Source organism: Sorangium sp. So ce1036, assembly GCF_051369805.1.
GTDB classification, from domain to species: domain Bacteria; phylum Myxococcota_A; class Polyangia; order Polyangiales; family Polyangiaceae; genus Sorangium; species Sorangium cellulosum_F.
On sequence record NZ_JBBMOX010000002.1, the window covers coordinates 1,227,688 to 1,250,626 of the forward strand.

16 protein-coding genes are annotated in these 22,939 nt (G+C 69.3%); 4 read left to right on the forward strand and 12 right to left on the reverse strand.

What is annotated here, in order from left to right:
* Positions 1 to 168: 168 nt before the first annotated feature.
* The 5 genes from WMF31_RS41580 to WMF31_RS41600 all read right to left on the reverse strand — a co-directional run bounded on the left by WMF31_RS41580 (position 169) and on the right by WMF31_RS41600 (position 6,423).
* Positions 169 to 1,167, reverse strand: a complete 999-nt coding sequence (locus WMF31_RS41580) for an NAD-dependent epimerase/dehydratase family protein (RefSeq protein ID WP_436607413.1) — start codon at positions 1,165 to 1,167, stop codon at positions 169 to 171.
* Positions 1,168 to 1,259: 92 nt separating this feature from the next.
* Positions 1,260 to 2,375, reverse strand: coding sequence for an ABC transporter permease (locus WMF31_RS41585; protein WP_436607414.1), 1,116 nt, complete (start codon positions 2,373 to 2,375; stop codon positions 1,260 to 1,262).
* On the reverse strand, positions 2,372 to 3,874 hold the full coding sequence (locus WMF31_RS41590) for a sugar ABC transporter ATP-binding protein (protein ID WP_436607599.1): 1,503 nt from the start codon (positions 3,872 to 3,874) through the stop codon (positions 2,372 to 2,374). Before WMF31_RS41590 ends, WMF31_RS41585 begins: the two co-directional genes overlap by 4 nt.
* A gap of 32 nt (positions 3,875 to 3,906) precedes the next feature.
* Positions 3,907 to 5,079 (reverse strand): sugar-binding protein, encoded by a 1,173-nt coding sequence (locus WMF31_RS41595; RefSeq protein WP_436607415.1) that lies wholly within the window; start codon positions 5,077 to 5,079, stop codon positions 3,907 to 3,909.
* A 216-nt stretch (positions 5,080 to 5,295) separates the two neighbouring features.
* Positions 5,296 to 6,423: an aldose epimerase family protein gene (locus WMF31_RS41600; protein WP_436607600.1), complete on the reverse strand. Its 1,128-nt coding sequence runs from the start codon at positions 6,421 to 6,423 to the stop codon at positions 5,296 to 5,298.
* Here WMF31_RS41600 and WMF31_RS41605 point away from each other — a divergent pair.
* On the forward strand, positions 6,332 to 6,538 hold the full coding sequence (locus WMF31_RS41605; RefSeq protein ID WP_436607608.1) for a hypothetical protein: 207 nt from the start codon (positions 6,332 to 6,334) through the stop codon (positions 6,536 to 6,538). The two genes, WMF31_RS41600 and WMF31_RS41605, sit on opposite strands and share 92 nt — an antisense overlap.
* 667 nt (positions 6,539 to 7,205) lie before the next feature.
* Here WMF31_RS41605 and WMF31_RS41610 read toward each other — a convergent pair.
* From WMF31_RS41610 to WMF31_RS41625, 4 genes are all read right to left on the reverse strand, one after another.
* Positions 7,206 to 7,577 (reverse strand): sensor histidine kinase, encoded by a 372-nt coding sequence (locus tag WMF31_RS41610; RefSeq protein ID WP_436607416.1) that lies wholly within the window; start codon positions 7,575 to 7,577, stop codon positions 7,206 to 7,208.
* Between the two features lie 389 nt (positions 7,578 to 7,966).
* On the reverse strand, positions 7,967 to 9,271 hold the full coding sequence (locus WMF31_RS41615; protein ID WP_436607417.1) for a DUF1552 domain-containing protein: 1,305 nt from the start codon (positions 9,269 to 9,271) through the stop codon (positions 7,967 to 7,969).
* Positions 9,272 to 9,280: 9 nt separating this feature from the next.
* Positions 9,281 to 10,936 carry a DUF1592 domain-containing protein gene (locus WMF31_RS41620; RefSeq protein ID WP_436607418.1) on the reverse strand — a complete coding sequence of 552 codons (1,656 nt, stop codon included), beginning with the start codon at positions 10,934 to 10,936 and terminating at the stop codon, positions 9,281 to 9,283.
* Between the two features lie 529 nt (positions 10,937 to 11,465).
* Complete coding sequence (locus tag WMF31_RS41625) at positions 11,466 to 11,867, reverse strand: hypothetical protein (RefSeq protein ID WP_436607419.1); 402 nt, start codon at positions 11,865 to 11,867, stop codon at positions 11,466 to 11,468.
* 685 nt (positions 11,868 to 12,552) lie between these two features.
* Here WMF31_RS41625 and WMF31_RS41630 point away from each other — a divergent pair.
* Complete coding sequence (locus tag WMF31_RS41630) at positions 12,553 to 13,992, forward strand: FAD-dependent monooxygenase (protein ID WP_436607420.1); 1,440 nt, start codon at positions 12,553 to 12,555, stop codon at positions 13,990 to 13,992.
* 252 nt (positions 13,993 to 14,244) lie between these two features.
* On the opposite strand, the gene WMF31_RS41635 is transcribed toward WMF31_RS41630, so the two are convergent.
* The 3 genes from WMF31_RS41635 to WMF31_RS41645 are packed head-to-tail and all read right to left on the reverse strand — an operon-like array spanning position 14,245 to position 17,512.
* On the reverse strand, positions 14,245 to 15,681 hold the full coding sequence (locus WMF31_RS41635; protein ID WP_436607421.1) for a hypothetical protein: 1,437 nt from the start codon (positions 15,679 to 15,681) through the stop codon (positions 14,245 to 14,247).
* Entirely contained in the window at positions 15,678 to 17,039 is a 1,362-nt protein-coding gene (locus WMF31_RS41640; protein WP_436607422.1) for a ParA family protein, read from the reverse strand. The genes WMF31_RS41635 and WMF31_RS41640 overlap by 4 nt, the downstream gene beginning before the upstream one ends.
* The gene (locus WMF31_RS41645; RefSeq protein ID WP_436607423.1) at positions 17,036 to 17,512 is read right to left on the reverse strand and encodes a hypothetical protein; all 477 of its coding nucleotides are present in this window, start codon (positions 17,510 to 17,512) and stop codon (positions 17,036 to 17,038) included. The genes WMF31_RS41640 and WMF31_RS41645 overlap by 4 nt, the downstream gene beginning before the upstream one ends.
* Before the next feature lie 320 nt (positions 17,513 to 17,832).
* Here WMF31_RS41645 and WMF31_RS41650 point away from each other — a divergent pair, with 320 nt between their 5' ends.
* Positions 17,833 to 19,389 (forward strand): porin, encoded by a 1,557-nt coding sequence (locus tag WMF31_RS41650; RefSeq protein ID WP_436607424.1) that lies wholly within the window; start codon positions 17,833 to 17,835, stop codon positions 19,387 to 19,389.
* A 9-nt stretch (positions 19,390 to 19,398) separates the two neighbouring features.
* The gene (locus WMF31_RS41655; RefSeq protein ID WP_436607425.1) at positions 19,399 to 22,935 is read left to right on the forward strand and encodes a PHP domain-containing protein; all 3,537 of its coding nucleotides are present in this window, start codon (positions 19,399 to 19,401) and stop codon (positions 22,933 to 22,935) included.
* Positions 22,936 to 22,939 lie beyond the last annotated feature (4 nt).

Here is a 22,939-nt window from a genome sequence, read left to right on the forward strand (position 1 = left end):
GGCGACGCGCCTGCGCAGCGGCGACGCGCAGGCGCGTCAGGGGGTGCTCAGGCAAGGTCCAGCCGTGCAATTCCGGAGTGATCCGGAATCTATCCAGGGGAGAAGCCGGAATCGGCAGCAGAGACGGACGGGCGGGTCGGTCCGCGGGCGACGATATCCACCAGGGATCTAACCTGGATACCAGATCCGCCGCGGGTCGTCGGCCGCCCGCTGGTACGCCCATGCGGACTCGACGAGGCGTTCCATGTCGTACTGCGGACGCCACCCCAGCAGGAACTTCGCCTTGCTGTTGTCCAGCCAGGTCGAGTGATAGCGCTCGCGGATCTGTACCAGCGGGCAGCCGCGCGAGCGCGCGAGGTGCTCGCCCACGCGCACGTAGTCGAGCGGCTCGTCCATGCAGACGTTCATCAGCTGCTGGCGGGCGCGCGGATGATCGATCGCCGCGACGATCGCGCCGACGAGATCGTCCACGTGCACGAAATTGCGGAGCACCCCGGCGCCGGCCTGGTCGAGCAGCACCGGGATCGCGCCACGCGCCGCGTAGGCCACGGCGGCCTCGGCGCCCACCAGGTCACACCAGCGCGGGGCGCCGAAAACATCCGAGCCGAAGCTGAGGTGAAAGCGCAGGTCGTCCTTCTCCATGATCCAGGGAGCGCGCAGGCAGCAGCCGTTCAGCCCGTACTGGATGAAGTACTGCTGCAGCATCGTCTCCTCGAGCACCTTCGACAGCGCATAGCAGCCTGGATAGGCGCTGTGCGGCTGGGTTTCGACCACCGGGACCGGGTGCGGATAGTGGAAGTGCCCGATCGCGGCATCGCCGCCGATCAGGATGAACTGGCGGAAGGCCGCGCTCGTCCTGCAGCCCTCGAGCAGCCAGAACAGGCCCCTGACCGACACGTCCATCGCGTCCTCGGGCGTCTCCTTGCTGGTGGCCAGATGCAGCACATGGGACACGCCCTCGAGCGCACGTTGCACGACCGCGCGGTCCTGGATCGCGCCGAAGATCGATTCAACCCGCTCGTGCGGCGGCAACGAGCGGTGGTGGCACAGGGCCCGCACGCGCCAACGCGCGAAGCCGGGCTCGGCGAGCAGGCGGGCGATGAAGGCGCGGCCGACCTTGCCGGTCGCGCCCGTGACGAGGATCAGCGGGTCGGGTGTCTGTTTCATGAGCGAAGCTGCCCCAGGCCCAGCGCGACGGCGAGGATGGGGCCCCTGGTGAGCCGTTGGATGTGAATGAGCACGTGGAGGAGGTTCAAAATTCAGGCGTCTTCGCGATCGGGCGCTCGCGCACCCGGCGGCCCCGCTGCGCTGATGGCCGCGGCCGCCCGGAGGCTCGGCGCTGACCCAGCGACTCCCGCAGAGGCACGCCGGATGCGCCGATTTGCCTGCACCATGTTCACGACCTGGTCGAGGATCACGGCGACGAGGATCACGGCGCCGATGATGATGAACGTCCAGTTCGGATCCAGGCGCCAGATGCGTTGAATCCCGTCAGCGTCCTCGTACGGCAACTGGAACATGTTGATGCCGTTGTCGATGACGCGCATCATCGCGGAACCGATGATGATGCCGAGCACCGTGCCTTCACCGCCGCGAAGCGAGCAGCCGCCGAGCACGGCCGCGGCGATCGCATACATCTCGTACGCGACGCCGACCTGTTGTGACATCTGCCCGATGTACGACGCGTAACAGATGCCAGCTACTCCGCCGAGACCCGCCGAGATCACGTAGGTGGACGTCTCCACCCGCTTCACGTTGATGCCGGAGTACTCCGCGGCGTCGCGGTTGCCGCCGATCGCATAAACGTAACGTCCGAACACCGTGAAGTGCAGCGCGTAGGTCGACACGCCGATCACGGCGAGGAAGATCAGAAGCGGATACGGGACGAGCGCGTCGCTCCCGACCTCGAGGAGCCCGCCGTTCGCGAGGCCGAGCAGCGGCGAGCCCCCGAGGCTCAGGGTGCCACCCTCGGCGATGGTCTGCGAGACGCCTCGCAAGAACAACATGCCGCCGAGCGTGACGATGAACGGCTGCAGCTTGAGCCGCGTGATCAACAAGCCCTGGCCGAGGCCAATCAGCAGCGCCACGCCGAGCGCCACCGGAATGCCGATCCACAACGAGCAGCCCAGGCCGCCGACCTGGCTCGACGAGAGCTTCGCGATCAGAACGCCCGTCAGGCCGATCACGGACCCGATCGACAGATCGATGCCGCCGGTGATGATGACGAAGCCGACGCCGATCGCGAAGATCCCGAGCATCGAGATCTGCCGCAGGGTGTTGATCGAGTTCGACTGCGCGAGAAAATCCGGGTTTGAGATGTAGAGACCCAGACACATCACGACGAGCGCGATGGTCATGCCAAGCTCGCGCCTCACGATAAAACCTCCTTGTCGGCGTGCCCCGTCATCAAGGTCGCGATCCGCTCCTGGCTGAGCCGTCCCCGCGGCAACACGCCCTTGATGCGTCGCTCGTGCATGACGGCGACCCGATCGCTCATTCCCATGATTTCTTCCATGTCCGAGCTGACCATCAAGAGCGTGATGCCTTCATCCGCGAGGGCGGCCATGTGGCGGTAGATTTCGGCCTTGGCGCCGACGTCGATGCCGCGCGTCGGCTCGTCCAGGATGAGCACGCGCGGGTTCATGGCCAGCCATTTTCCGAGCACCACCTTCTGCTGGTTTCCGCCGGAGAGGTTCACGACGAGCTGACGAATGCCAGGCGTCTTCGTCCGCAGGCGCTTCACCTCCGACTCGGCGACACGGCGCTCCGTCGTCCTATCCAGAAAGCCCCAGCGGCTGTAGCTGCCGATGTTGGGCAGGGAGGTGTTCTCTGCGATGCTGAGCGGCAGCACGAGGCCGTGCCGCTTGCGATCCTCCGGCGCCAGGTAGACGCCGCGGTCGATGGCGTCCCTGGGTCTTCGAGGAGCAAACTCCTCGCCTTCGAGCGTCATGCGTCCGCCGAGCGCCGGAGTCACCCCGAAGATCGTCTGCATGAGCTCCGTGCGGCCCGAGCCGACCAGGCCGGCGAAGCCGAGGATCTCCCCGCGTTCGGCCGAAAAGGAGATCGGCGCGGGCGCGCCGGGCACGACGAGGTCTTCGACCACCAGCACGGGATCAGCCGACCTCCGCGGCCGTTTCTCCGGGAAGTAGTGCGCGCTGAGCTCGCGGCCCACCATCATGGAGAGGATCTTTTCGTGCGTCGCTTCTGCGCGCGTGAGGTCCCCGACGTAGCGGCCGTCACGCAGGACCGTCACCCGGTCCGCCAGCGCCATGACCTCTTCCATGCGGTGCGAGATGTAGACGATGCCGATGCCGTCCGCTCGGAGCTTGTGAATGATCTGGAAGAGATGCTCGGACTCACCGCTCGTGAGCGACGACGTCGGCTCGTCCATGATGATGATACGCGCGTTCAGGGCGAGCGCCTTGGCGATCTCGACCATCTGCATCTGACCGGCGGACAACGCGGACACCGGGGTCGAGGGCGGGAGCGTCGAGCCCACGCGCTGGAGCAGCTCCTTTGCCCGGGCGTACATGTCGCCCTTCGGCAGCGGGCGGAGGAGCGGCCCGGCGCCGCCGCCTTCATTCCCGAGGAACATGTTGGCCGCGATGTCCAGGTTCGGCGCCAGCATCAGCTCCTGGTGGATGAGCGCGATGCCGAGGCGCTTGGCGACGCGCACGCTCTCGAGGGCGACCTTCCTCCCTTCGATGCGGATCTCGCCCTCGTCGGGCTGCTGGGCGCCGCCAAGGATCTTCATGAGCGTGCTCTTGCCGGCGCCGTTCTCGCCCATCAGGGCGAGCACCTCGCCCGGCTTCAGCGACAGAGAGACGCCCTGGAGCGCGACCACGCCGGGAAACCGCTTGGTGATCGCGCTCATCGCGAGGAGGGTCGGTTCGGGCGCAGTCACGATCACTTCTTCATTTCGGCGAGCTTGTGCTTGAACTCCGCCACGTTGGCCTTGTCGATCAGCTCGATCCCGGTATCGATGCTCTTGCTGGCCGGAACCTGCGCCATCGCCGTGTCGGGCTTCGTCGCGAGCGCATGCGCCCACTTGCTCGACAGGTAACCGAACTGAAACGGCTTCTGGACGACCGTGGCCGAGATCGTGCCGTTCTCGATGGCCGTGAGCGTTCCCTCCTCTTCGTCGAACACGGCTGCGAGGACCTTGCCCTTCTTCCCGAGAGCCTCGATGGCCGCCGCGATGGCGGGACCGTTGTAGGACCACAGGCCTGCGACGAGCTTCAGGTCCGGGTGCGCGTTGATGATGTCCTCCACGTTGGAGCGCGCCTTCGCTCGGTCCGTGTTGTCCTCGCGCTTGTCGACGATCTCGATGTTCTTGCCGGCGATCGCGTCCTGAATGCCTTGCAGGCGCTGCTTCGCGTTGTCCGCGGAGAGCGTTCCGACGAACACCGCCATCTTGCCGCCGTCCGGGAGGAGCTTCACGATATGGGCGCCGAGCGCCTTGCCGGCCTCGTAGTTGTTGGTGCCGATGTAGAGCAGTCGGTTCGACTTCGGGGCGTCCGAGTCGAACGTGATGAGCTTGCTCTTCTCAGCCGTTTTGTTGAGCACCGGGACCTGATCGTTCGGCGCGATGGCGCTCACGGCGATGGCGTCGTAGCCTTGGCTCGAGAGGTTTTCGAGGATCTGGTTCTGCTCCTCCGTGGTGCCGTTCGACGGCATCTTCACGTCGACCTGAACCTTGCTCTCTTGCTCGTATTTCCGGACGCCTGCCTGAGCGATCTTCCAGAACTCGCTCGCATTGTTGGTGACGAAGGCGAGCTTTACGATCTTCGGCTTCGTGTTGCCGCTCGCGGCAGGCGCGGCGCCTGTCCCCTCGTTTTCCTTGCTGCACCCCGTCATCGCGAGCAACGCCAACAGGAAGGGAGCCACGGCCGCCCACCCCTTACCCCGGAGCTTCGTCTCTTTCACGGTAGGTCTCCTTGCTGATTCATTGTCGAAAACACGTTGACACCACGCTTGGCGTTGCCCTGGCCCAGCCGAACGACCCGGATCGAGCGCGGCGCGCCAGGCAACGTGACGCGCATGCTCCCCAGAGTGGTTTCCCAGCTCATCGCCGCCCACCCCCGCTCGATCCTGAGCGGGCCGTCCGAATCTCTCCCTCCGGAGGCGCCTCCGGCGGGCGGCTCCGGCGATGACGCGCTCGGTCGACGCGGCGTCGCGCGTCAGCGGCTCCTCGCAGGGCGCGCCCCGGCGACGCTGGCTGCCCTGAAGCGCATGCGACGCCGCGCGCGATCCCGCCCGTACCGAGGACACCGTAGCCGCGCAGGGCCGCCTCGCTCACTCCGCCGTGAAGCGGTGAATCATTGTGTGCTTGTAGACCTGTCCCGGCTCGAGGATCGCCTGCTTCTGCCAGGCCGGCACGTTGATCGCGTTGGGGAATTTCTGGCTCTCCAGGCAGAGCGCCGCGTGTTGCACGTACGTCGCGCCTTTGCCTCGCCTCGAGCCGTTCATGAAATTCCCTGTATAGAACTGCACGCCGGGCTGATCCGCCTCCAGCATCATGACGCGGCCGGACTTCGGATCTTTGAGGCGCGCCACGGGTCGCAGGGCGGCCGGGTCTCCGCGGACGATGAAGTTGTGATCGTAGCCGACCGGATCTCCGCCGACGGCCTTCAAGTCCCTGCCGATGGATTTGGGCTGCGTGAAGTCGAATGGCGTGCCTTCGACGGGCGTCATGACTCCGGTTGGGACGAGCGGATCACCCGGCGTGTAGCTGTCCGCATAGAGCGTGAGCTCGTGATCGAGGATGGTGCCGGAGCCGTGCCCGCCGAGGTTCCAGTACGAATGGTGGGCCATGTTGACGAGCGTCGCTTTGTCCGTGACCGCCTCCATCTCGACGCGGAGCTCGTCCCGGTTCGTCAGCGTATAGACGGTCTTCGCGGTCACGGTGCCAGGATAACCCTCTTCTCCGTCCCTCGACACGTACGTGAGGCGGATGCTCGGGCCGTCAGGCGTCTCGGCGGCCTCGGCGCTCCACACCACCTTGTCCCAGCCCCTGGCGCCTCCGTGCAGGTGGTGCGGCTCGTCGTTCGCGGTCAGGGTGTACTCCTTGCCCTCGAGCTTGAACTTCGCGTTGTGGATGCGGTTGGCGACGCGGCCAACCGTCGCGCCGAAGAACTGGTTGCCGGAGAGATACCCGTCCAGGTCTTCGAAGCCGACGACGACGTCGGCGAGCTTCCCGGTCCTGTCGGGCACGTGCAGCTCGGTGATGATCGCGCCGTACGTCATCACCTTGAGCACGAGACCATTCGCGTTTGTGAGAGTGTAGATGTCCACGTCTTTCGACTCGATCTTGCCGTGATCAGCCTTGGTGATGACGAGGGGCTTCGCGGGCGCCACACCGGACACGGGCGGTGGCACGCTCGGGGTCAGCGCCGGCGCTGGGGCAGGCGTCACGGGCTCCACGACGGCAGAGGGCTGTGCTCCCGAGCAGCCGAGCATGAACGGCAACGCCACGGCGGCGCTCGCTCGGTGCTGCCTGCCCCAGATCCGGCGCGCTCGTCCAGTTCTGCTGCTCTGAACCCGCCCTTCGAGAGGACTCGTAATTTGCATGAAACACGTCCTCCGTTCCCGTGACTTTGATTTCATGAGTGTCTCCGTGGATTTCTTGGTCCACAGTCCGCCTGAGGTCGTCGGTGCCGGGTCCGATGGGTGGCTGTGCTGGGGGTCGAGCGGATGCTGGCAAACCGATACGCGCGCGGGTGGCCGTAGACGTAGAGACCTCGCGCCCCGCGCTGCTGAGGCGCGACCGAAAACTCCGCGAGCTCACCGTGGCTCGCATGCGTGGCGATCGAGCGAACGAAATCGGTGCCGAAATGGATCGGGATGACGAAGATCTCGGTGCACATGACAACCCGTCCAGGTGGAACCCAGAAGAGGGCGGCATGGACGCATTGTGAACGTTCACATGCGCGATGTCAACTTCCATCGGTTGAACCATGGTCCTCTGGACCCGCTCCGCCATCAATGCCAATGGAAATGTGAACTATCACGTTATTTGTGGGGCGAAGTGAGCGAATCGTCCCGAAGAGGAAGGAGCCGCGTCGATCGCCGCAGGTGTACAGCATCAGCAGCTTCGCATCGTCGAGCTTTGCATTGATGGTCCCTCGTTCGGTGCTCCAGCGCGCCCCCCGCCGCCGCGCACAGGCCCTCGCCGGCGCTCACGACCTCTTGGGAGTTGTGTCAGGTCACGCGCTGGTGCTGGAGCGGGCCTCGCACAGGTGCGCCGCCTCGGGGCTCGCTTTGGGCAGCTCGACCCAGAGGAGGCTCCCGCTGCCCACGACGGCGCGGAGGCCCACGCGCCCGCCGTGCGCCTCGGTCAATCGTTGGACGGTCGCGAGGCCCAGCCTCGACCCCGGCGCGCGGGCGCCGCTCGCACGGACGTGGGGCTCGAACACCATCTTCTCGATCGCTGGCGCGATGCCGGGGCCCGTGTCCTCCACCTCGATCCGCACAGCGTCGTTCGCGCCGAGCACCCGGATCACGACGCGGCAGACCGCCGCGTCGCCGAGGTGCTCGAGCGCGTTACGGGCCAGGTTGGCGACGATGCTCGTCAGCACGACGGGGCTCGCGGCCACGGCGCACGGGGCGAAGGGCTCGACGCGCAGCTCCGCGCCGAGCTCCTCCGCGTGTCGGTGATCATCTCGTCCCGCGCCCGAACGCGTAGTTGCCTCAGCGCTGGGGATCCCCGGCCGCGTCAAGGCTGCCTCGCAGCGGCACCGCCGGAGGCGGCCGTAGGGCCTTGACATGGTTGGGGATCTCCAGCACGCCATCACGTGGCCGGATCGCACGCCCATCAACGAGCGTGCTCGGTAACAGAGCGGCAGGAGCTCCACGCGCCTTCGCCGCAGGCATCACAGGCCGAGCGCGCGAGCTGCGCGGTGAGCCGGAGCGCCCCCCGGGCGTCGTGGCACGGCACTGCCGTTGCCGCGCCGCGATGGGCCGCCAGCTAGGTGATGAGCGGACCTCGACACCAGGCAGCGCGGCCGACAGACGTCACGTCCATGCCGATCGCCCGGGCAATGCTGACATAAACATCGTTGTGATTGCGCCCGCCGGCGTCGAGCAGGCGCCCGGTCTTCCAAGCACCTCCACAGCTGCCGGCGACCACGAAAGGTGCGTGCTGGGGCGGGTGGTCGGTCTCGGCGAAGTTCTGAGCTGAGCCCAACTGGCTGCTGCCGTTCTGGGTGCAAAGAACCGCTGCGGTGTTGTCGAGCAGCGAGAACTCGCCGTCGGAGAGGCTCTTCAGCTTTTCGACGAAATAGCGGAACTCTCCGGCGAAATAGGCCTGGAGCCGAGTGATTTGTTGTCCCGGAGCGCCGTCCGGATCGCCGTGTGAAACGGAGTGCCAGGCCGAGATGTCGATGTCGCCGAACTTGATGGCTTCGTTGTTCTCGCCGCCGCCCCACATCACGGATACCACGCGAGTGATGTTGCAGGCGAAGGCCATCGCTATGATGTCGAGATACAGCCGGCTGTGCTCCGGCATGTCGTTCATCATGGTGTTCTTGCTGAGCAGCGGCGACGCGATCTCCTTGCATGAGCTCTCTCTGGGGATGCTGCCGCCGACATCGCGTTCGAGCGTGCGCAGCGACTCGAGGTAGAAGTCCATCTTGACGGCTTCCTCCGGCCCGAGCCGCCCGCGAAAGGACCGGACATCGTCCTTGATGAAGTCGAGCACGCTCTGACGGCGGAGCAGTGCCTGCTCGGCGGAGCTCGGCGTGTTCATGGACGTGCCGCCCCCGCTGATGCGGTCCGCGATGCGCTGATACGCAGCCAGCGGGTTGGTCACGCTGGGGATGAACCTGCCATCGACCTGAGACAGTCCGGGGATGACGCCGCCGTCGCCGGATGTCTGTCCGACCGCGATCTCCAGCGATGCCAGCGGCGTCGTGCCCTTCAGGAACCTGGCGAACTCCTGATCGATGCTGGTCGGCGCGCCGAGGCCGAACACCGAAAACGACGCCGAGCGGTGCGCGTTACCTGGGTCGCGCGCGAGCGTCAGGTTCTTGAACACCAGGATGTCGTCGCGCACCGCCTCGAGTGGCGCCATGTGCGGCTTGAGCACGAAGTTTCTCTCACCTCCGGTCGGCTCCGATTCATACTGAGAGCCATTCGCGTAGCCAAACATGGCGACGCGCGTGATTCGCGGGACGGCTTGGGCGTAGAGGTTGTCGATTAGCCCAGAACAGAAGATCGTCCCGTAGCCGAGGCCACGAAGCATCGTACGCCGGGAAAATTTCACGTTGCGCATGGCTAACTCCTAGTTTCTCCGGTCGATGAAGCTCGGCGATTCGATCACGCTCAGCACCAGCCGATCGATCGCGTGCTGTGAGCGCGCAAATTCGTCCACGAGGCGCTCCTTCTCGCAGGCGTCGAGCTCCGGCAAGTCGTATCCTGAAGCGTAGGCGGCGAACTGCTGGGCGAAGCAGCTGTAGACATCCGGCTTTTGCGCCAGTTCGTCCACCAGCTCCACGAAGTTGGAAAAGATGATTCCAGGACGCGCATTCCCCTCGCTCGGCAGCGGCAGACTGCCGCTCGCGTCGATCTCCTGCCCCTGATCCGTCGTTCTGTAGCGACCGATAGCATCGTAGCTTTCGAGCGCAAACCCGATGCCGTCGAACAGGTTGTGACAGACGGCGCAGCCCGGACTCGCATGAATGCCGAGCCTTTGCCGACCCGTGGCACCCGGCTCGGCAAAACGACCAGCATTCGGAACACCGCCGGGCGGCAGCGGCACGCGGTGGCATAAGACCTCTGCGCGGACGTAGGCGCCGCGCCCGACGAGGCTCGTATCCTGGCTGTGCGCGTGGCCCCAGAGAAACGGCAGCGAGGTGAAGATGCCCCGGCGTTCCGCCGGATCGAGCTCGCGACGCACCATGGCGTTGCCGGTCACCCCGCTCAAACCGTAGAGCGGGGCGGTGCGCTCGTTCACGAACGCGTACGTGCCCGAGAACAGCGAGTCGAAGCGACGATCCGCTCCCGCGTCGAACAGCACGCTGTTCGTGAACAGGCGCAACTCCTCCTTCAAATCAGCGGCGAGCTCGGGCGTCGCCATCGGGAAGACGCTGGCGTCCTTCACCGATTTCGAGAGATTCTCGAGCTCCAGCCACTGCTCGAAGAAGTGGTTCATGGCCGGCGCCGCCTTGTCGCGTGTCTCGAACAGGCGCTGGGCCTGGGCCAAGATCACCGTACGGTCGCGCAGCTTGCCTTGATCCGCGAGCGCGGTGAGCTCAGCGTCTGGCGCGCTGTCCCAGAGCATGTACGAGAGCGCCGAAGCGATCTCGTGATCCGTCAGCGGTGTCACCGCTCCGGTATCCTTCACCGTGCCGAGCTCGGTGCGGTGAAGGCTGTTCGGCGACATGAGCAGCGCCTGCACGACGCTCTTGACGCCTCCGGCAGGACCTTCGCCCTGCGCGGCGGTCTTGGCGAAGAGCGCGCTGAAGGAGGTGATTTCAGCCGCCGAGAGCGGGCGGCGCCAGAGCTTTCGCCCCGTTTGGGCGACGAAGCCGTCCAGGCAACTGCCAGGCGCCAAGCTGGCGACGTCGCAAGCGATCCCGAACTTGTCGGGGTTCTGCAGCGCGTGCGCCCCGAGCTCTTCGCCGAGCGCGAAATATACCTCCGCGAGGAGCGGCGCGACTCGCAGGTTTGAGGCCTGGTTGGCGAAGCCGTCGAGCCTGGCCTCGTTCGGCAAGTTCGACAGCGCTGCCGGCTGGATGTCGAACTCGTCGCGCAAGGTGTTGGCGAGCTGGGTGTTGGTCAACCGCCAGATGCGCGGTTTGGCCAGCGCAGGGGTGGCGCCGCACTCGGCCGCCGCCGCCGTCTCGCCCTCGGGTCCCCCGCCCTCGGGTCCCAAGACGCCCGTGCACCCGCTGGCCACGGCGACCGCGAGCGGCGCAAGGCGAAACGAGCGGCTCATGAGTGAACGCAGTACACCGGTTCGTTTTCCGATTGGCATGGAACGCTCTTGCAGGGGTGAAATGTTGGACGAAGCTGGGTGAGGCTGGAAATCCAACCCCGGTCCGAACGTCGAGCTCCTTGTGGTTGCTCTCCGTTTGTTGCCGCGAATGGCGGCATTCGTGTCGAAATCGACATCGCTCCCGGGGTTCGGCGCGGGTAGCCGGATCGCCGTGCGGTCGCGTCTTGCCCTGAGGTGGACGCGAGCGTCCGAGCGACGCGGACGCGAGCGTCCGAGCTCAATCACGATGTGCTCGAGATCGGTCGAGAGGCCGTGAAGAACGCTTATTGGAGTGTTCTGCGCCGGGGGTGGATGCGGCGGCTCGACCGGTCAGCTCACCGGATGAGCCATCGAGCTCTTGCTTGGCCGTGCCATCATGGAGCTCTCCGGGCCAGTGTTGGCCTCAGCCCGTCGGGTACGGCCGGGGCTGCCAGGAGAGCGCGCGCCCGGCGCGAGGAGCGGAGAGGGGGAGATGGCAGGGAGAGGCGCCTCAGAAGGCGGCGTCGCGGAGCTTCGCCTTGTACTCCGCCTTGTACAGATCGTGGCAGGCCTTGCAGCTCGCCTTGGCGCCGTCGATATCGCCCTTCTTGGCCTTGGCCGCGCCATCCTTCGAGATCGCAACCCACTTGGGCATCCCGGGCGGCGGCTTCGACGCCACGTATTCCAGCGCCGACGCGATCTTCGCGCCGTCGCCGCTCGTGGTCGCCGTCTGCATCACCTTCTTCATCCAGCCCTGCATCGGACAGGCCTTCTGTCCCTTTCCACCGCAGCCAAAATTCTTTCCCTCGGCAACAGAACCGGGGACGTCCGCCGTCCCGCTCGCGGCCCATGCTGCGCCCGCAAAGCCGAGGCCGACGCTCATCAACACCGCGCTCATCAGCTTCATGCTCATCGGCATCCGACGTCTCCTGTCATGTAGGAAGCAAGCTCGGCCAAGCCATCGCGGCTCGGAGGACGAGAGCCATATTGTGAACGTTCACATTTAGGGCGTCAACCAGAATTGACCGGCGCGCGGCTATCCTCGATCCCGACGGGCGCGCAGCGGCGGCCAGCCGCGGCGCCCCAGCTCGGAGAGGTCCGGCGAGCGCAGGAGCCGCGGGCAAGCTCGCGCTGGACCGCGCGTTCGAGTCGCCGCGCACGAGAGGCGGTGCCCGGGCGACGGCGGGTTCGTAGCGTGCAGCGCCACCCGTCGATGCGCTGCTCGGCTCCGAGCGCGTCGGGCGGGCCGGCGATCAACGCGGTCCGGCGTCCGCCGAGGTTGACGCGGCGCGCCGGCGGAGCCCCGCCAGCCTTGCCCTCCCTCAGGCTCGTCGGTCCTCCTCCTCGGCGCGGGGCCGGGGCAGTTCTCGCTGGATGCGCTGCTCGCGCGCCGCTCGTCGGCCGAGGCAGCCATCGGGCGCGCAGGAGAAGCGGCGCTCGTCCGCGGACCAGGTGATCTCAAGGAGGAGCTCGCGCGTCGGGGCAGATGCCGGTGCCCCGCGCTGACTGCCAGGTCCACTGTATACCAGATATACTGGCTTGCCGGAAGCCCCCCGTCGTGCGCCATAGTCCGCGCTTTCCGGACCAGGAGGGTGGCCATGACGGAGCATCGAGTGGTGATCGCGGGCGGAGGGCCGACCGGCCTGATGTTGGCGGGCGAGCTGGCTTTGGCGCGGGTGGACGTCGCCGTGGTCGAGAAGCGCGAGAGCCAAGACCTCATGGGCCTGCGCGCAGGCGGGCTGCACATGCGCACGCTCGAGGTGCTCGATCAGCGTGGCATCGTGGAGCGCTTCGTGGCGCAAGGGCAGCTGCATCGCGCCGCGCCTTTCGCGCGCACGACGCTCGACCTGAGCGACGCGCCGACGCGCCACAACTACTTCCTCGCGCTCTGGCAGGCGCGCATCGAGCGCACGCTGGCCGAATGGGTCGGCGAGCTGCGCGTGCCGATCTACCGCGGGCGTGAGGTCACCGGGCTCGCGCAGGACGACGACGGCGTGCACGTCGCCTTGTCCGACGGCCGCTCGTTGCGCGCGCAGTACCTCGTCGGGTGCGACGGCGGTCGTAGCACCGTCAGGAAGCGCGCGGGCATCGACTTCCCGGGGTGGGATGCGACGACCAGCTACTTGATCGCGGAGGTCGAGCTGGCGGAAGAGCCCGCGTGGGGGATGCGCCGCACCGAGAAGGGCTTCGCCGGGATCGGCAAGCTGGAGGACGGGAAGGGCGCGCGCGTCGTGCTGGGCGAAGCGCAGATCGGCCGCGGCGAGCCCAGCTTGAGCGACCTTCGCGAGGCCCTGATCGCGATCTACGGCACGGACTTCGGCCTGCGCAGCGCCGGCTACCTCTCTCGCTTCACCGACATGACCAGGCAGGCTGCGTCGTACCGGCAAGCACGCGTGCTGCTCGCGGGCGACGCGGCGCACGTGCATACGCCGATGGGCGGGCAGGGGCTCAACCTCGGCGTGCAGGACGCGGTGAACCTGGGCTGGAAGCTCGCGCAGGTGGTGCACGGCGACGCGCCCGAGAGCCTGCTCGACAGCTACCACGCGGAGCGACACGCGGTGGGGGCACGCGTGTTGCGCAACACGATGGCGCTCACCGCGCTCGAGCGCGGCGACGCGCGGAGCGAGGCGATGCGCGAGATGACGTGCGAGCTGATGCGCTGCAACGAGGCTCGCAGGCACTACGTCGCGATGATCTCGGGGCTCGACGTGCACTACGATCTTGGCGGAGGGCACCCGCTGTGCGGCCGCCGCATGCCCGATCTCGAGCTGGACACCGAGCACGGCCCGCGGCGCGTGTTCACGTTCCTTCACGAGGCCCGCCCGCTGCTTTTCGCGCTCGCGCACCGAGACCTCGCGCTCGGCGCGGATCGCGTTCGGCGCGTCGACGCTCGTTACTCGGGGAGCTGGGAGCTGCCGGCGCTCGGCGAGGTCCCGGCGCCTGGTGCGGTCTTGGTGCGCCCCGACGGATACGTGGCGTGGGTGGGCGACGATGCGCGCGGCCTTCGTGAAGCGCTCACCACGTGGTGCTGGGCTTAGAGCTCACTCGTGTTCGTGACCACTGCTCCATACGGCGCGCTGGCGCGCGAGGAGCGAGCGGGGCGCGATGTCCGGCCCGAGCCGCGCGACGACGCCCTCGCGGTAGGCCGTCGCCGCCGCGTCCTCCGGCGCCGCGGCCCAGAGCGCCGGCGCGTCCGGCAGATCGAAGAGCTCGTGGATCTCGCCCGTCCCGGGCGCGTCGACCTCGATCGTCGTGGGCGCGATCCTGCGCTGCAGAGCCCGAGATGCTCCTCAGCGGGCGCGCGCCGTGCCACCTTTGCGCAGGATGCCGAACCCCGAGCGGTAGATATCAGGCACGTCGATGCGCCCGTCGGGCCTCAAGCTGAGCACCCCGAGGCGAAAGAGCTCCTCGAAGACCATCTTGCCGTCGGTCGGGATCCCGGCCGGCTCGCCGACGACCGGCTGGGCGACGCGCCGGAGGACCTCGTCTCGGTCGAGGGGCACCATGGCGCCGCGCAGGCTGTCAAGGCGCGAGACGAGCTCGTATTCCTCCTTGATTTCCCCCACCCGCGCGCGCGACGTCGCGACGAGCGCCTCCCCAAGATCCGTGGGCGTCACGAGCCGTGAGCCCTTCGTGAGCGGGTGCTTGGAGGCCTCTCTCCCTGCAAAGCCGAACAAGTTGAGCATCGATCGGGGGACGATGCGCCGCTGCGCGTCTTGCAGGTGGTTCGGGATCCAGCGGTGCGTGTAGCCCTTTCTAGCCCCGGCCCCCATCACCTCGCCCGCGATCTGGGTGGCGAACGCCTTCTGCGTGTCCTCGTTCATCGGCCCCGGCATCCAGCCGAACTCGCCTCGATCTTCGAGCACGAGCCCATGCCTGACGCGCGCGAGCCAGCGCCGGAGCTCGTCCGACGCCTCCGCCATGTGCCGCACCACGACGCGGTAGAGCGACGCGACGTCCCACTCGATCGAGACCGAGCGCGCCCGGAGCTTGCTCGCATCCGGGAACCCTAGCTCCCCCGCGTCAAAGAGGTCCTCTCGCAGGAAGATCTTCGCGCGGATCGCTCGGTATCGATTCGCGAACGAGAGCCACAAGGCAAGCAGGGCCCCGACGTACCGGCGGCGCACGTCCGGCGCGAATGCGCCGATCCGGTCGAGGTGGTCGTACGCCGCGAAGACGGTCGTCTTCTTCTGCTCGAGGGCGAGCTCGGCGCGGTCGAGCGCCTGCGCGACCGCGCCGAGATGGGCCTGGGCGACCGGCACCCACACCTTCGGATCGGTCCGGTCCATCTCCCACACCTCCCTGAGGGGCGCAGGCGGCGTCGCGAGCTCCGGCATCTGCTCCGCGATGCGCAGCAGCAGGTGCGCCATCCAGAACGCGCGGAGCGCGTCGGCGTCCGCCTCGGCGGCGAACGTGTCGAGGACCGCGACGTCCGGGTGCCGGGCCGACTGGGCAAACGCCTCGACCCAGCTCGCGTCAGGGAGCCGGTCATCCTGGAAGAAGCGGCGGAGGCGGTCCGTACCGCCGAGGGTCCCGATCAGCTTGAAGAGAGCGCTCTTCCCCGCGCCGCGTCCCCCCCGGACGACCACGATCTCGGGGCGCAGCGCGAGCGCGTGCGCCGGGAGCGGCAGAAAGAGCCGCTCCATCGGCGAGCCCACGTTCTCCGCCTCGCCGGCCGCGAGCCGCTCGAGATCGTGCAACAGCCGCAGACGTTCCTGCGCGTTCATTCCTGCTCCTCGTCGTCGCCGTCCGGCTGCTCCGGGCGACAAAGCGCGTCGATGCGCCGCTTGAGCGCCTGGTACTCCTCGGACAGGAGCTTGTCCTTGACCGTTGAGATGGAGGCGAATCGTTCGAGATCCGGATCCTGCGAGATCATCCATGGGAAGTGCGCCGCGGTCTCATCCTCGAGCGCGGGGGCGTCTTCCGCGTAGGCCGTGTAGACGTAGTCGTCGAAGCTCTCGTAGCTCCGCTGGAGCATCCACTCGCGCTCTTCCGCCCGGAGCGCCGGCGCGCTCCTGGGTGGGGCGAAGCTGTGGACCACCACGCTTCGAAGCTCGGCCGCGGGCTTCCTCAGCCCCAGGGCCTGCACCGTCAGGTCGAAGCCCTGGTGCGCCTGCTCCGACGCTCGGCTCACGAGCACGTCGACGTGCGCGAGGCCGTGAAGGGAGAGCCCGGCGAGATCATGGAGCCCTGCCCGCGCATCGAGGAGGATGGCGTCCGGACAGAGCCTCTTCTTGATGACCCGGAGCAGCGCCCGGAGCGCTGTCTCCACCGGGGTCATCGCCTCTGTCTCCCAGGGCCCGACGGCGGCGAAATCGAGCCGCGCGAGCTTCTCCACATAGCCGACGCCGAGCCTCCCGGCTGGGAGAACGTCGACCCGGGCCGCGTCCTCGGCGCCGAGCGCCTGCGCCGGTGCCACGAGGCCGTCGATGTCGACATTGCCCGTCGCGAGGTGATCCACGATCGCATCGATCACGCCCCGATCCGTCTCTGCGCCGAGGAGCGCTCCGAGCCCTGGCGCCTCGAGATCCAGATCGATGGCTGCCACGCGTCGCCCCTCGCGCGCGAGCTGCCAGGCGCATGACACGAGCGCCGTGGTCCGGCCCACGCCTCCCTTGAACGAGTAGAATGTCACGATGGGTGGCGCACCCTGGACGAGGGGCCAGGGGGGGTTCGGGGGGGCCCGATCCAACCAGACCTCCTTCGAGAGCCGTCGCTCGAGCAGGCGCCATCGACCCGGCGCCACCTCCATCCGATGCCCTGTCGCCAGGTCCTCATAGCTGGCTTTATCCCAGGGCCTGGACGCCTGCAGCACCTCCCGCGCAAGGCGCCCTGCCTCGTCGTGGCGGGCGGTCGTGAGGATGGGCGCGGCGAAGTAGCGGCCAAGCTGCGCCTGGAGGGCCTGCTGCAGCCCGCCAACCAGGCCGTCCAGATCGGCGCTCGCCTGGCGAGCGCCTGGCGCGAGGACCAGGCGCACTCGACCCCGCAGGTCGCGCACCGCGCAGGCGTGCAGCAGCTCTGAAAAACCAGGTTGCGCCTCGCACGTGCGAACCAGCGTGGGCAGGACCAGATCGAAGGTCATCATGGGGCTCGCCTCGCCTCGAAGCTGCCGTCCGGGAGCCGTCCATCTGCCCAGAGCGCGGCCAGGATCTCCTGCACCGCCCGGCTCGCTTCGCCGAGCAGGAGCTCCACCTCTTGCCGTGTCCGGGTCCCCGTCGCCTCATAGCGGCACTGCGGATCCCAGGTGCTCAGCGCCGGGTATCGTGTTCCCCAGTCAAGCGGATTGTACCGTGCCGCGGTCGGATCCAGCGCGAGCGCGAACTCCAGGAGCGGATCGGCTGGACGCCCCATCGTGTGCCCGAGCGGCTTGTCCGACCAGCGGTTCGCGAGGGTCGCCTTGCGGGCGCACTCCGGTCCGAAGCCCGCGAGGTGATAGGCTTGATCGGGCGAGGTGTGCGGCTGTTCCGGCGCGCCGAGGTGCTCGGCGTCTCGGATGTGCCGCAGCGCCGCGGAGAGCAGGGCAGACTGTCGCTTCGAGAGCTGGCCGGGCACGCACACGGCGCGACTGTAGGAGACAGCGCGGCGCAGTGTAAAGGGAACGCGCGGCGCGCGGACAGGCACGCCCGGCCTCCCGGCACCTCCGATCCGGCTCGGACGTTGAACGTTCCTGGCTTGATGGGATGCGGCTGGGATCACACGACCGAAGAGCTCCTTATTCGACATGCCGGCGCGCGCAACGCCAGAAAGGGCGGCGCTCCCGGTGCGAGGCGGCGCGTTGACACCCCGTCGATTCCTGGGATAAACGAAAAACGCCTGCCAGCGGCCCCGCTGCCGACTTCGTCGCGACCCCCTCTCGCCGCCGGCCAGCTCGGATGCCGATGACACCTTGTGCATGGCCCCGTCGCGGCGAGGATCCCCGATGTGCCCAGGCTCGGCCCCGCGCGAGCCGCTCGGTCGCCATCGCCGCTTCGCTCCTGGCTGCGGCGCTCTGGGCGCCGCCTGCCGGCGCGCAGCCGGCCCAGCCGCTGCCGGTCCAGCCCCCGGCCGCCGATCCGCTCCCGCTGCTCCCGCCCGCCGCGCCGGCCATCCCGGACGCTCCGGGCGCCGCGCCACCGCCGGCCGGGGCCGCACCGCCCGCCGGGGCCACGCCGCCCGCCAGCGCCGCACCGCCCGCCAGCGCCGCGCCCGGCCCCGCACCGCCCGCCGGCGCCGCGCCCGGCCCCGCACCGCCCGCCGGCGCCTCGCTGCCCGCCGCGCCCGGCCCCGCCCCGGCCCCGCCTCCCGGCCCCGCCCCGGCCCCGCCGCCCGGCCCCGCCCCGGCCCCGCCGCCCGGCGCCGCGCCGCCCTCCGCAGGGCCTCCCGCCGCGCTGCCGGACCGGCCGGCCGGTCCGCCGTTCCAGCTCACGATCGGCCGCCTCGCGCTCTCGCCCCTCGTGCTCGTGCAGGCCCAGGCCGTGCCGTTCGTCGGCGACGACGCCTTCCTGCAGGCGGGCGACGCCGCCGAAGGGCAGGGCTTCCGCCTGCGGCGCGCCCGGGTCGGCTTCGCAGGCACGCTCGCCGGGTACGTGCCGTTCGCCATCTCGGGCGACCTCGCCGCCGGCGCCGACGCCTCCGCCAGGCTCTCCGAGGCGTGGATCGGCTACGCCCACTTCCCGTTCGCTCAGCTCTATTTCGGGGTCCACGACGTGCCGTTCAGCCGCTCGGCCATGACCGGCGCCGGCGAGGGTGCGCTCGTCGAGCGATCCCTCGCCGTGCGCGCCATGGCGCCCTTCCGCCAGGTCGGTCTCCACCTCGAGGGGCACTTCTGGAACCGGGCGCTCAGCTACTACGCCGGCATGTTCAACGGCTTCCAGCGCTCGGATCAGTTCTTCGCCGGCTACGTCGAGAACGCCGCGGCCTTCGGCAACCGCTTCGACCAGATCGCCTACGTCGCGCGGCTCGCCGCCGAGCCGCTCGGCCCGATGAGCCGCTCGATCCAGGACCTCGCCGGCTCGCCCTTCCGCCTCGGCGCGGGCGCGAGCTACTTCTTCAGCAACGGCGGCACGCGCGACATCCACGGCGCCTCTGCAGACGTCCTCGTCCACGCCGCGGGCGCGCACGCCCTCGCCGAGCTCCTCTGGAACCAGAGCCGCCCCGAGCGCGCGCCCACGCAGCCGCTCGGCCAGCTCGCCCCGGTCACCTCGATCGGCCTCGTCGGCGAGGCGGGCTACTTCATCCGGCGCATCAAGCTCGGCCTGAGCGCCCGCTTCGAGTGGATCGACCCCAACCTCGACCTCCCGGACGAGACCGACTCCTGGGCCCTCACCGCCGGCGCGAGCTACCACTTCATCGACAACGTGCTCAAGGCGCAGGCCGACTTCACCCACCGGCAGGAGATCCACGGCGTCTCGCTCGACAACGACGCCGTGGTGGTCCAGCTCCAGCTCAACCTGTAGCGGGCCGCCATGCGAACCCGCCGCCTCGCCCTCGCGCCGCTCGGCCTCGCCGGCCTGCTGGGCCTCGTCGGTTGCGACCCGCCGAACCTCCTGCGCGCCAAGCCGATCGAGAACCGGTTCGAGCTCGTCGGCGGCCCGGTGGCCATGGCCGACGTCGGCGATTTCCTCCTGGAGAACGACGAGATCCGCGTCGCCATCCTCGGCCCCCGGCACTCGCCCGGGCCGGGCGTCTACGGCGGCTCGCTCGTCGACGCCGATCTGCGCCGCCCCGATCCGCGCTTCGCGAGCGCGGCCGGCCGCGATCGCTTCGCCGAGTCGTTCCCGGTCGCCAACCTGCTCGTGCCCGACCCGGGGGCCACCGAGGTCTTCGTCGCCAGGGACGGCTCCGATGGGCAGGAGGCGATCGTCCGGGTCGAGGGCGACGGCGGGTTCCTCTTCCAGGCGCTCGGCGTGCTGGAGACGCAGGAGGACCTGCTCGGCCTCCTGTTCGACGGCATCAAGCCCCGGCTGCGCTTCCGCACCGACTACATCCTCCGCCCGGGCGAGCGGTTCGTCACGATCCGCACGACGCTCCTCTTGCCCGACAAGGTCGACGGCTGCCCGAGCCCCGGCTCCTGCGCGCTCGAGTGCGAGCACGGCCTCGCGTCGGGCGACGACGGCTGCCCCACGTGCGCCTGCGGGGAGCCGCTCTCGCTCGACAACTACGCGGGGCCCTCGGACATCTTCAAGGGCATCCTCGGCGACGACCGCAACCAGCGCCCCACGCTGAAGGGCGGCATCGTCGCCGGCGACTTCGTCTTCTTCGGCAACCAGAACGACATCTTCGGCCCCGGCATCGGCTTCGACGAGGAGAGGGCGGTCTTCGACGCCCTCTTCGCCGGCCGCGACACGTTCCAGGAGCCGCTCAGCTTCGACTTCGTGGCCGCGGCGGGCGGTGACGTCAGCTACGGCTACTTCACCAGGGCGCGCACGGACGGCGCGCCCTCCACGGTCAACGTCCCCGTCTTCACGAGCGCGGCCACCGCGTTCCTGAGCGCCGGCCGGAGCTGCCTCGCCGACGCCTCCGACGACGAGGCGTGCGACCACAAGCGGTCGTTCACCTACGAGCGCTACTTCGCCGTGGGCGAGGGTGACATCGCGAGCGTCGCCGAGGTGGTCCACGCCGCGCGGGGCACGCCGACCGGCGCGCTCGAGGGCGCGGTGCGGTGGCGCTCGACCGGCGAGCCCGTGCCGAACGCGCGCGTCCACGTCTTCCGCGACCCCGCGCCGGGCAAGGGCTTCGCGAACGTCGACGCGCTCGTGGAGGAGAACCTTGCGCGCTCGGGCGACGTGGGGCTGCTCTACGCCATCGACGCCGACCGCGGGCTCGACCCGGTGGAGGACGGCGACTTCCACGCGCGGCTCGCGCCGGGCGAGTACCTGCTCGTCGCCGAGAACCCGGCGGGCACGGCCCTGTCCGCGCCGATCCGCGTGCGGCTCGGCGCCGGGGCCACGGTCCGCGTCGCGGCGGAGCTGCCGAGCCCCGCGCGCGTCGCGTACCGGGTGGTCGACGAGGGCGGCCGGCTCGCGCCCGCCAAGCTGACGTTCGTCGGGCTCGACGCCGCGGGGCAGCCGCGCGAGGGCGACGGGCTGCGGCGCGTCTACCTCGGCCACGGCCGGCTCGGCAGCGGCGTCCGGCACGTCGAGCGCTCGGCCACGGGCGACGGCGAGGTCGAGATCGAGCCGGGCCGCTACCGCGTGCTCGTCACGCGAGGCCCCGAGTTCGGCCGGTTCGAGGTCCCCGACCTCGAGGTGCGCGCCGGGGAGCTGCGGCGGATCGAGGCGGTCGTGCCGCGCGAGGTCGACTCGACCGGCTGGGTGTCGATCGACATGCACCTGCACCAGCGCCCGAGCTTCGACAGCGGCATGGCGCTCGAGGAGCGCGTCACCACGGCGGTCGTCGAGGGGCTCGAGGTGGCGGTGGCGACCGACCACGACGTGCACACCGATCTCGCGCCCGCGGCGAAGCAGCTCGGGCTCGATCCGCTCCTCAAGACCGCGGTCGGCGCCGAGGTCTCGACGCTGGAGCTCGGGCACTTCATCGGCTTCCCGCTCCGCTACGACGAGCTCGAGGTGCCGGATCACGGCGTCTTCGACTGGGTCTGCCGCCCGGGCGGGGACGTGATCGAGGGCGTGCGCGGCACGGCGGCCGAGGGGCAGGATGCGCTCGTGATCGTCGCCCACCCGCGCGACGGGTTCATCGGGTACATCGACCAGCTCGGCGTCGACCCGTTCACGCTGAACCGGTCGATCCCGACGCTCGAGGCGGACAACCCCTTGTTCCAGGCGGGGAGCTGCGACTTCGACGCGATGGAGATCTTCAACGCGAAGCGGTTCGACCTGCTCCGGACGCCCACCGTGCGGGAGGTGGTCGATTTCAACCGCTGCCTGTCCGAGATCGACGCCGCGCGGGACGAGGCCGCGCTCGGCGCGGCGTGCGGCGACCTGCCCTCCGGGCTGCCGCCGTGCAGGCCCGGCGAGCGGTACGCGGTCTGCCAGCAGCGCGCCCGCTCGGCGCTCGCCTGGCAGATCACAAGGCGGATCCTCACGAGGACGAAGGAGGAGCAGGACGCGATCTGGGATTTCGACCGGACCGCGGCCGAGGGGGAGGCGCTGTGCCTCCGTGGCGCGGGGCAGGCGGTCTCCGCGGAGGACGCGGACCGGCCGTGCACGTTCCACGCGGGCCAGGTCGACGATCTCTTCCGCTACCTCGACCACGGCTTCGCGCCGACGCAGGTCGCGAGCAGCGACAGCCACGGCGCCTCGCCGGAGCCGGGCTTCCCGCGCACCTATTTCCGCTCGCCGACGGACCAGCCGGCGGCGGTCGATCTCGGCGAGGTCACGCGGGCGCTGCGCGCGGGCAGCGCGTTCGCGACCTACGGTCCGTTCGTGCGAGCGAGCGTGGGCGGGGTGACGTTCGGCGGTGTGGCGCGGATCGAGGGCGACACGGTGCCGCTCGACCTGCGCATCGAGACGGCGAGCTGGTTCGGCGTGGACCGGGTCGAGGTCTACGTGAGCGGCCGGCTCGTCGAGGTGCTCGAGCCGTCCGCGGGCCCTTCGGCGATCGTGGACGTCGACGCGCGGCTCGCGCTGCCCGCGCCGCCGTCGGACGGGTGGGTCGTGGTGGTGGCGATGGGCCTCCGCGACGAGAACCTGCTGACCCCGGTGGCGCTGCCGGTGTCGTTCGGCGAGCTCCAGCTGCCCCGGGTCGCGAGCCTCGCCTTCACGCAGGTCGAGGCGCTCTCCCGGTTCTTCACGGCGTCGCCGCCCGTGCCCGACTGGTACCCGGTGGCGCCTTACGCGATCACGAACCCCATCTTCCTGGACCGGGACGACAACGGCGTCTACGACGCGCCGAAGGGCCCGCCGCCGTTCTGCTCGCGGCCGTGCGACCCGAGCGTGCTCGATCCGTCGCAGTGCCCGGCAGGGCAGGAGTGCCTGCAGAAGGAGCGCGTCTGCGGCATCTTCGTCCTGGGCCGCTGCGAGGACAAGCAGGCGTCGCGCTAGCGGC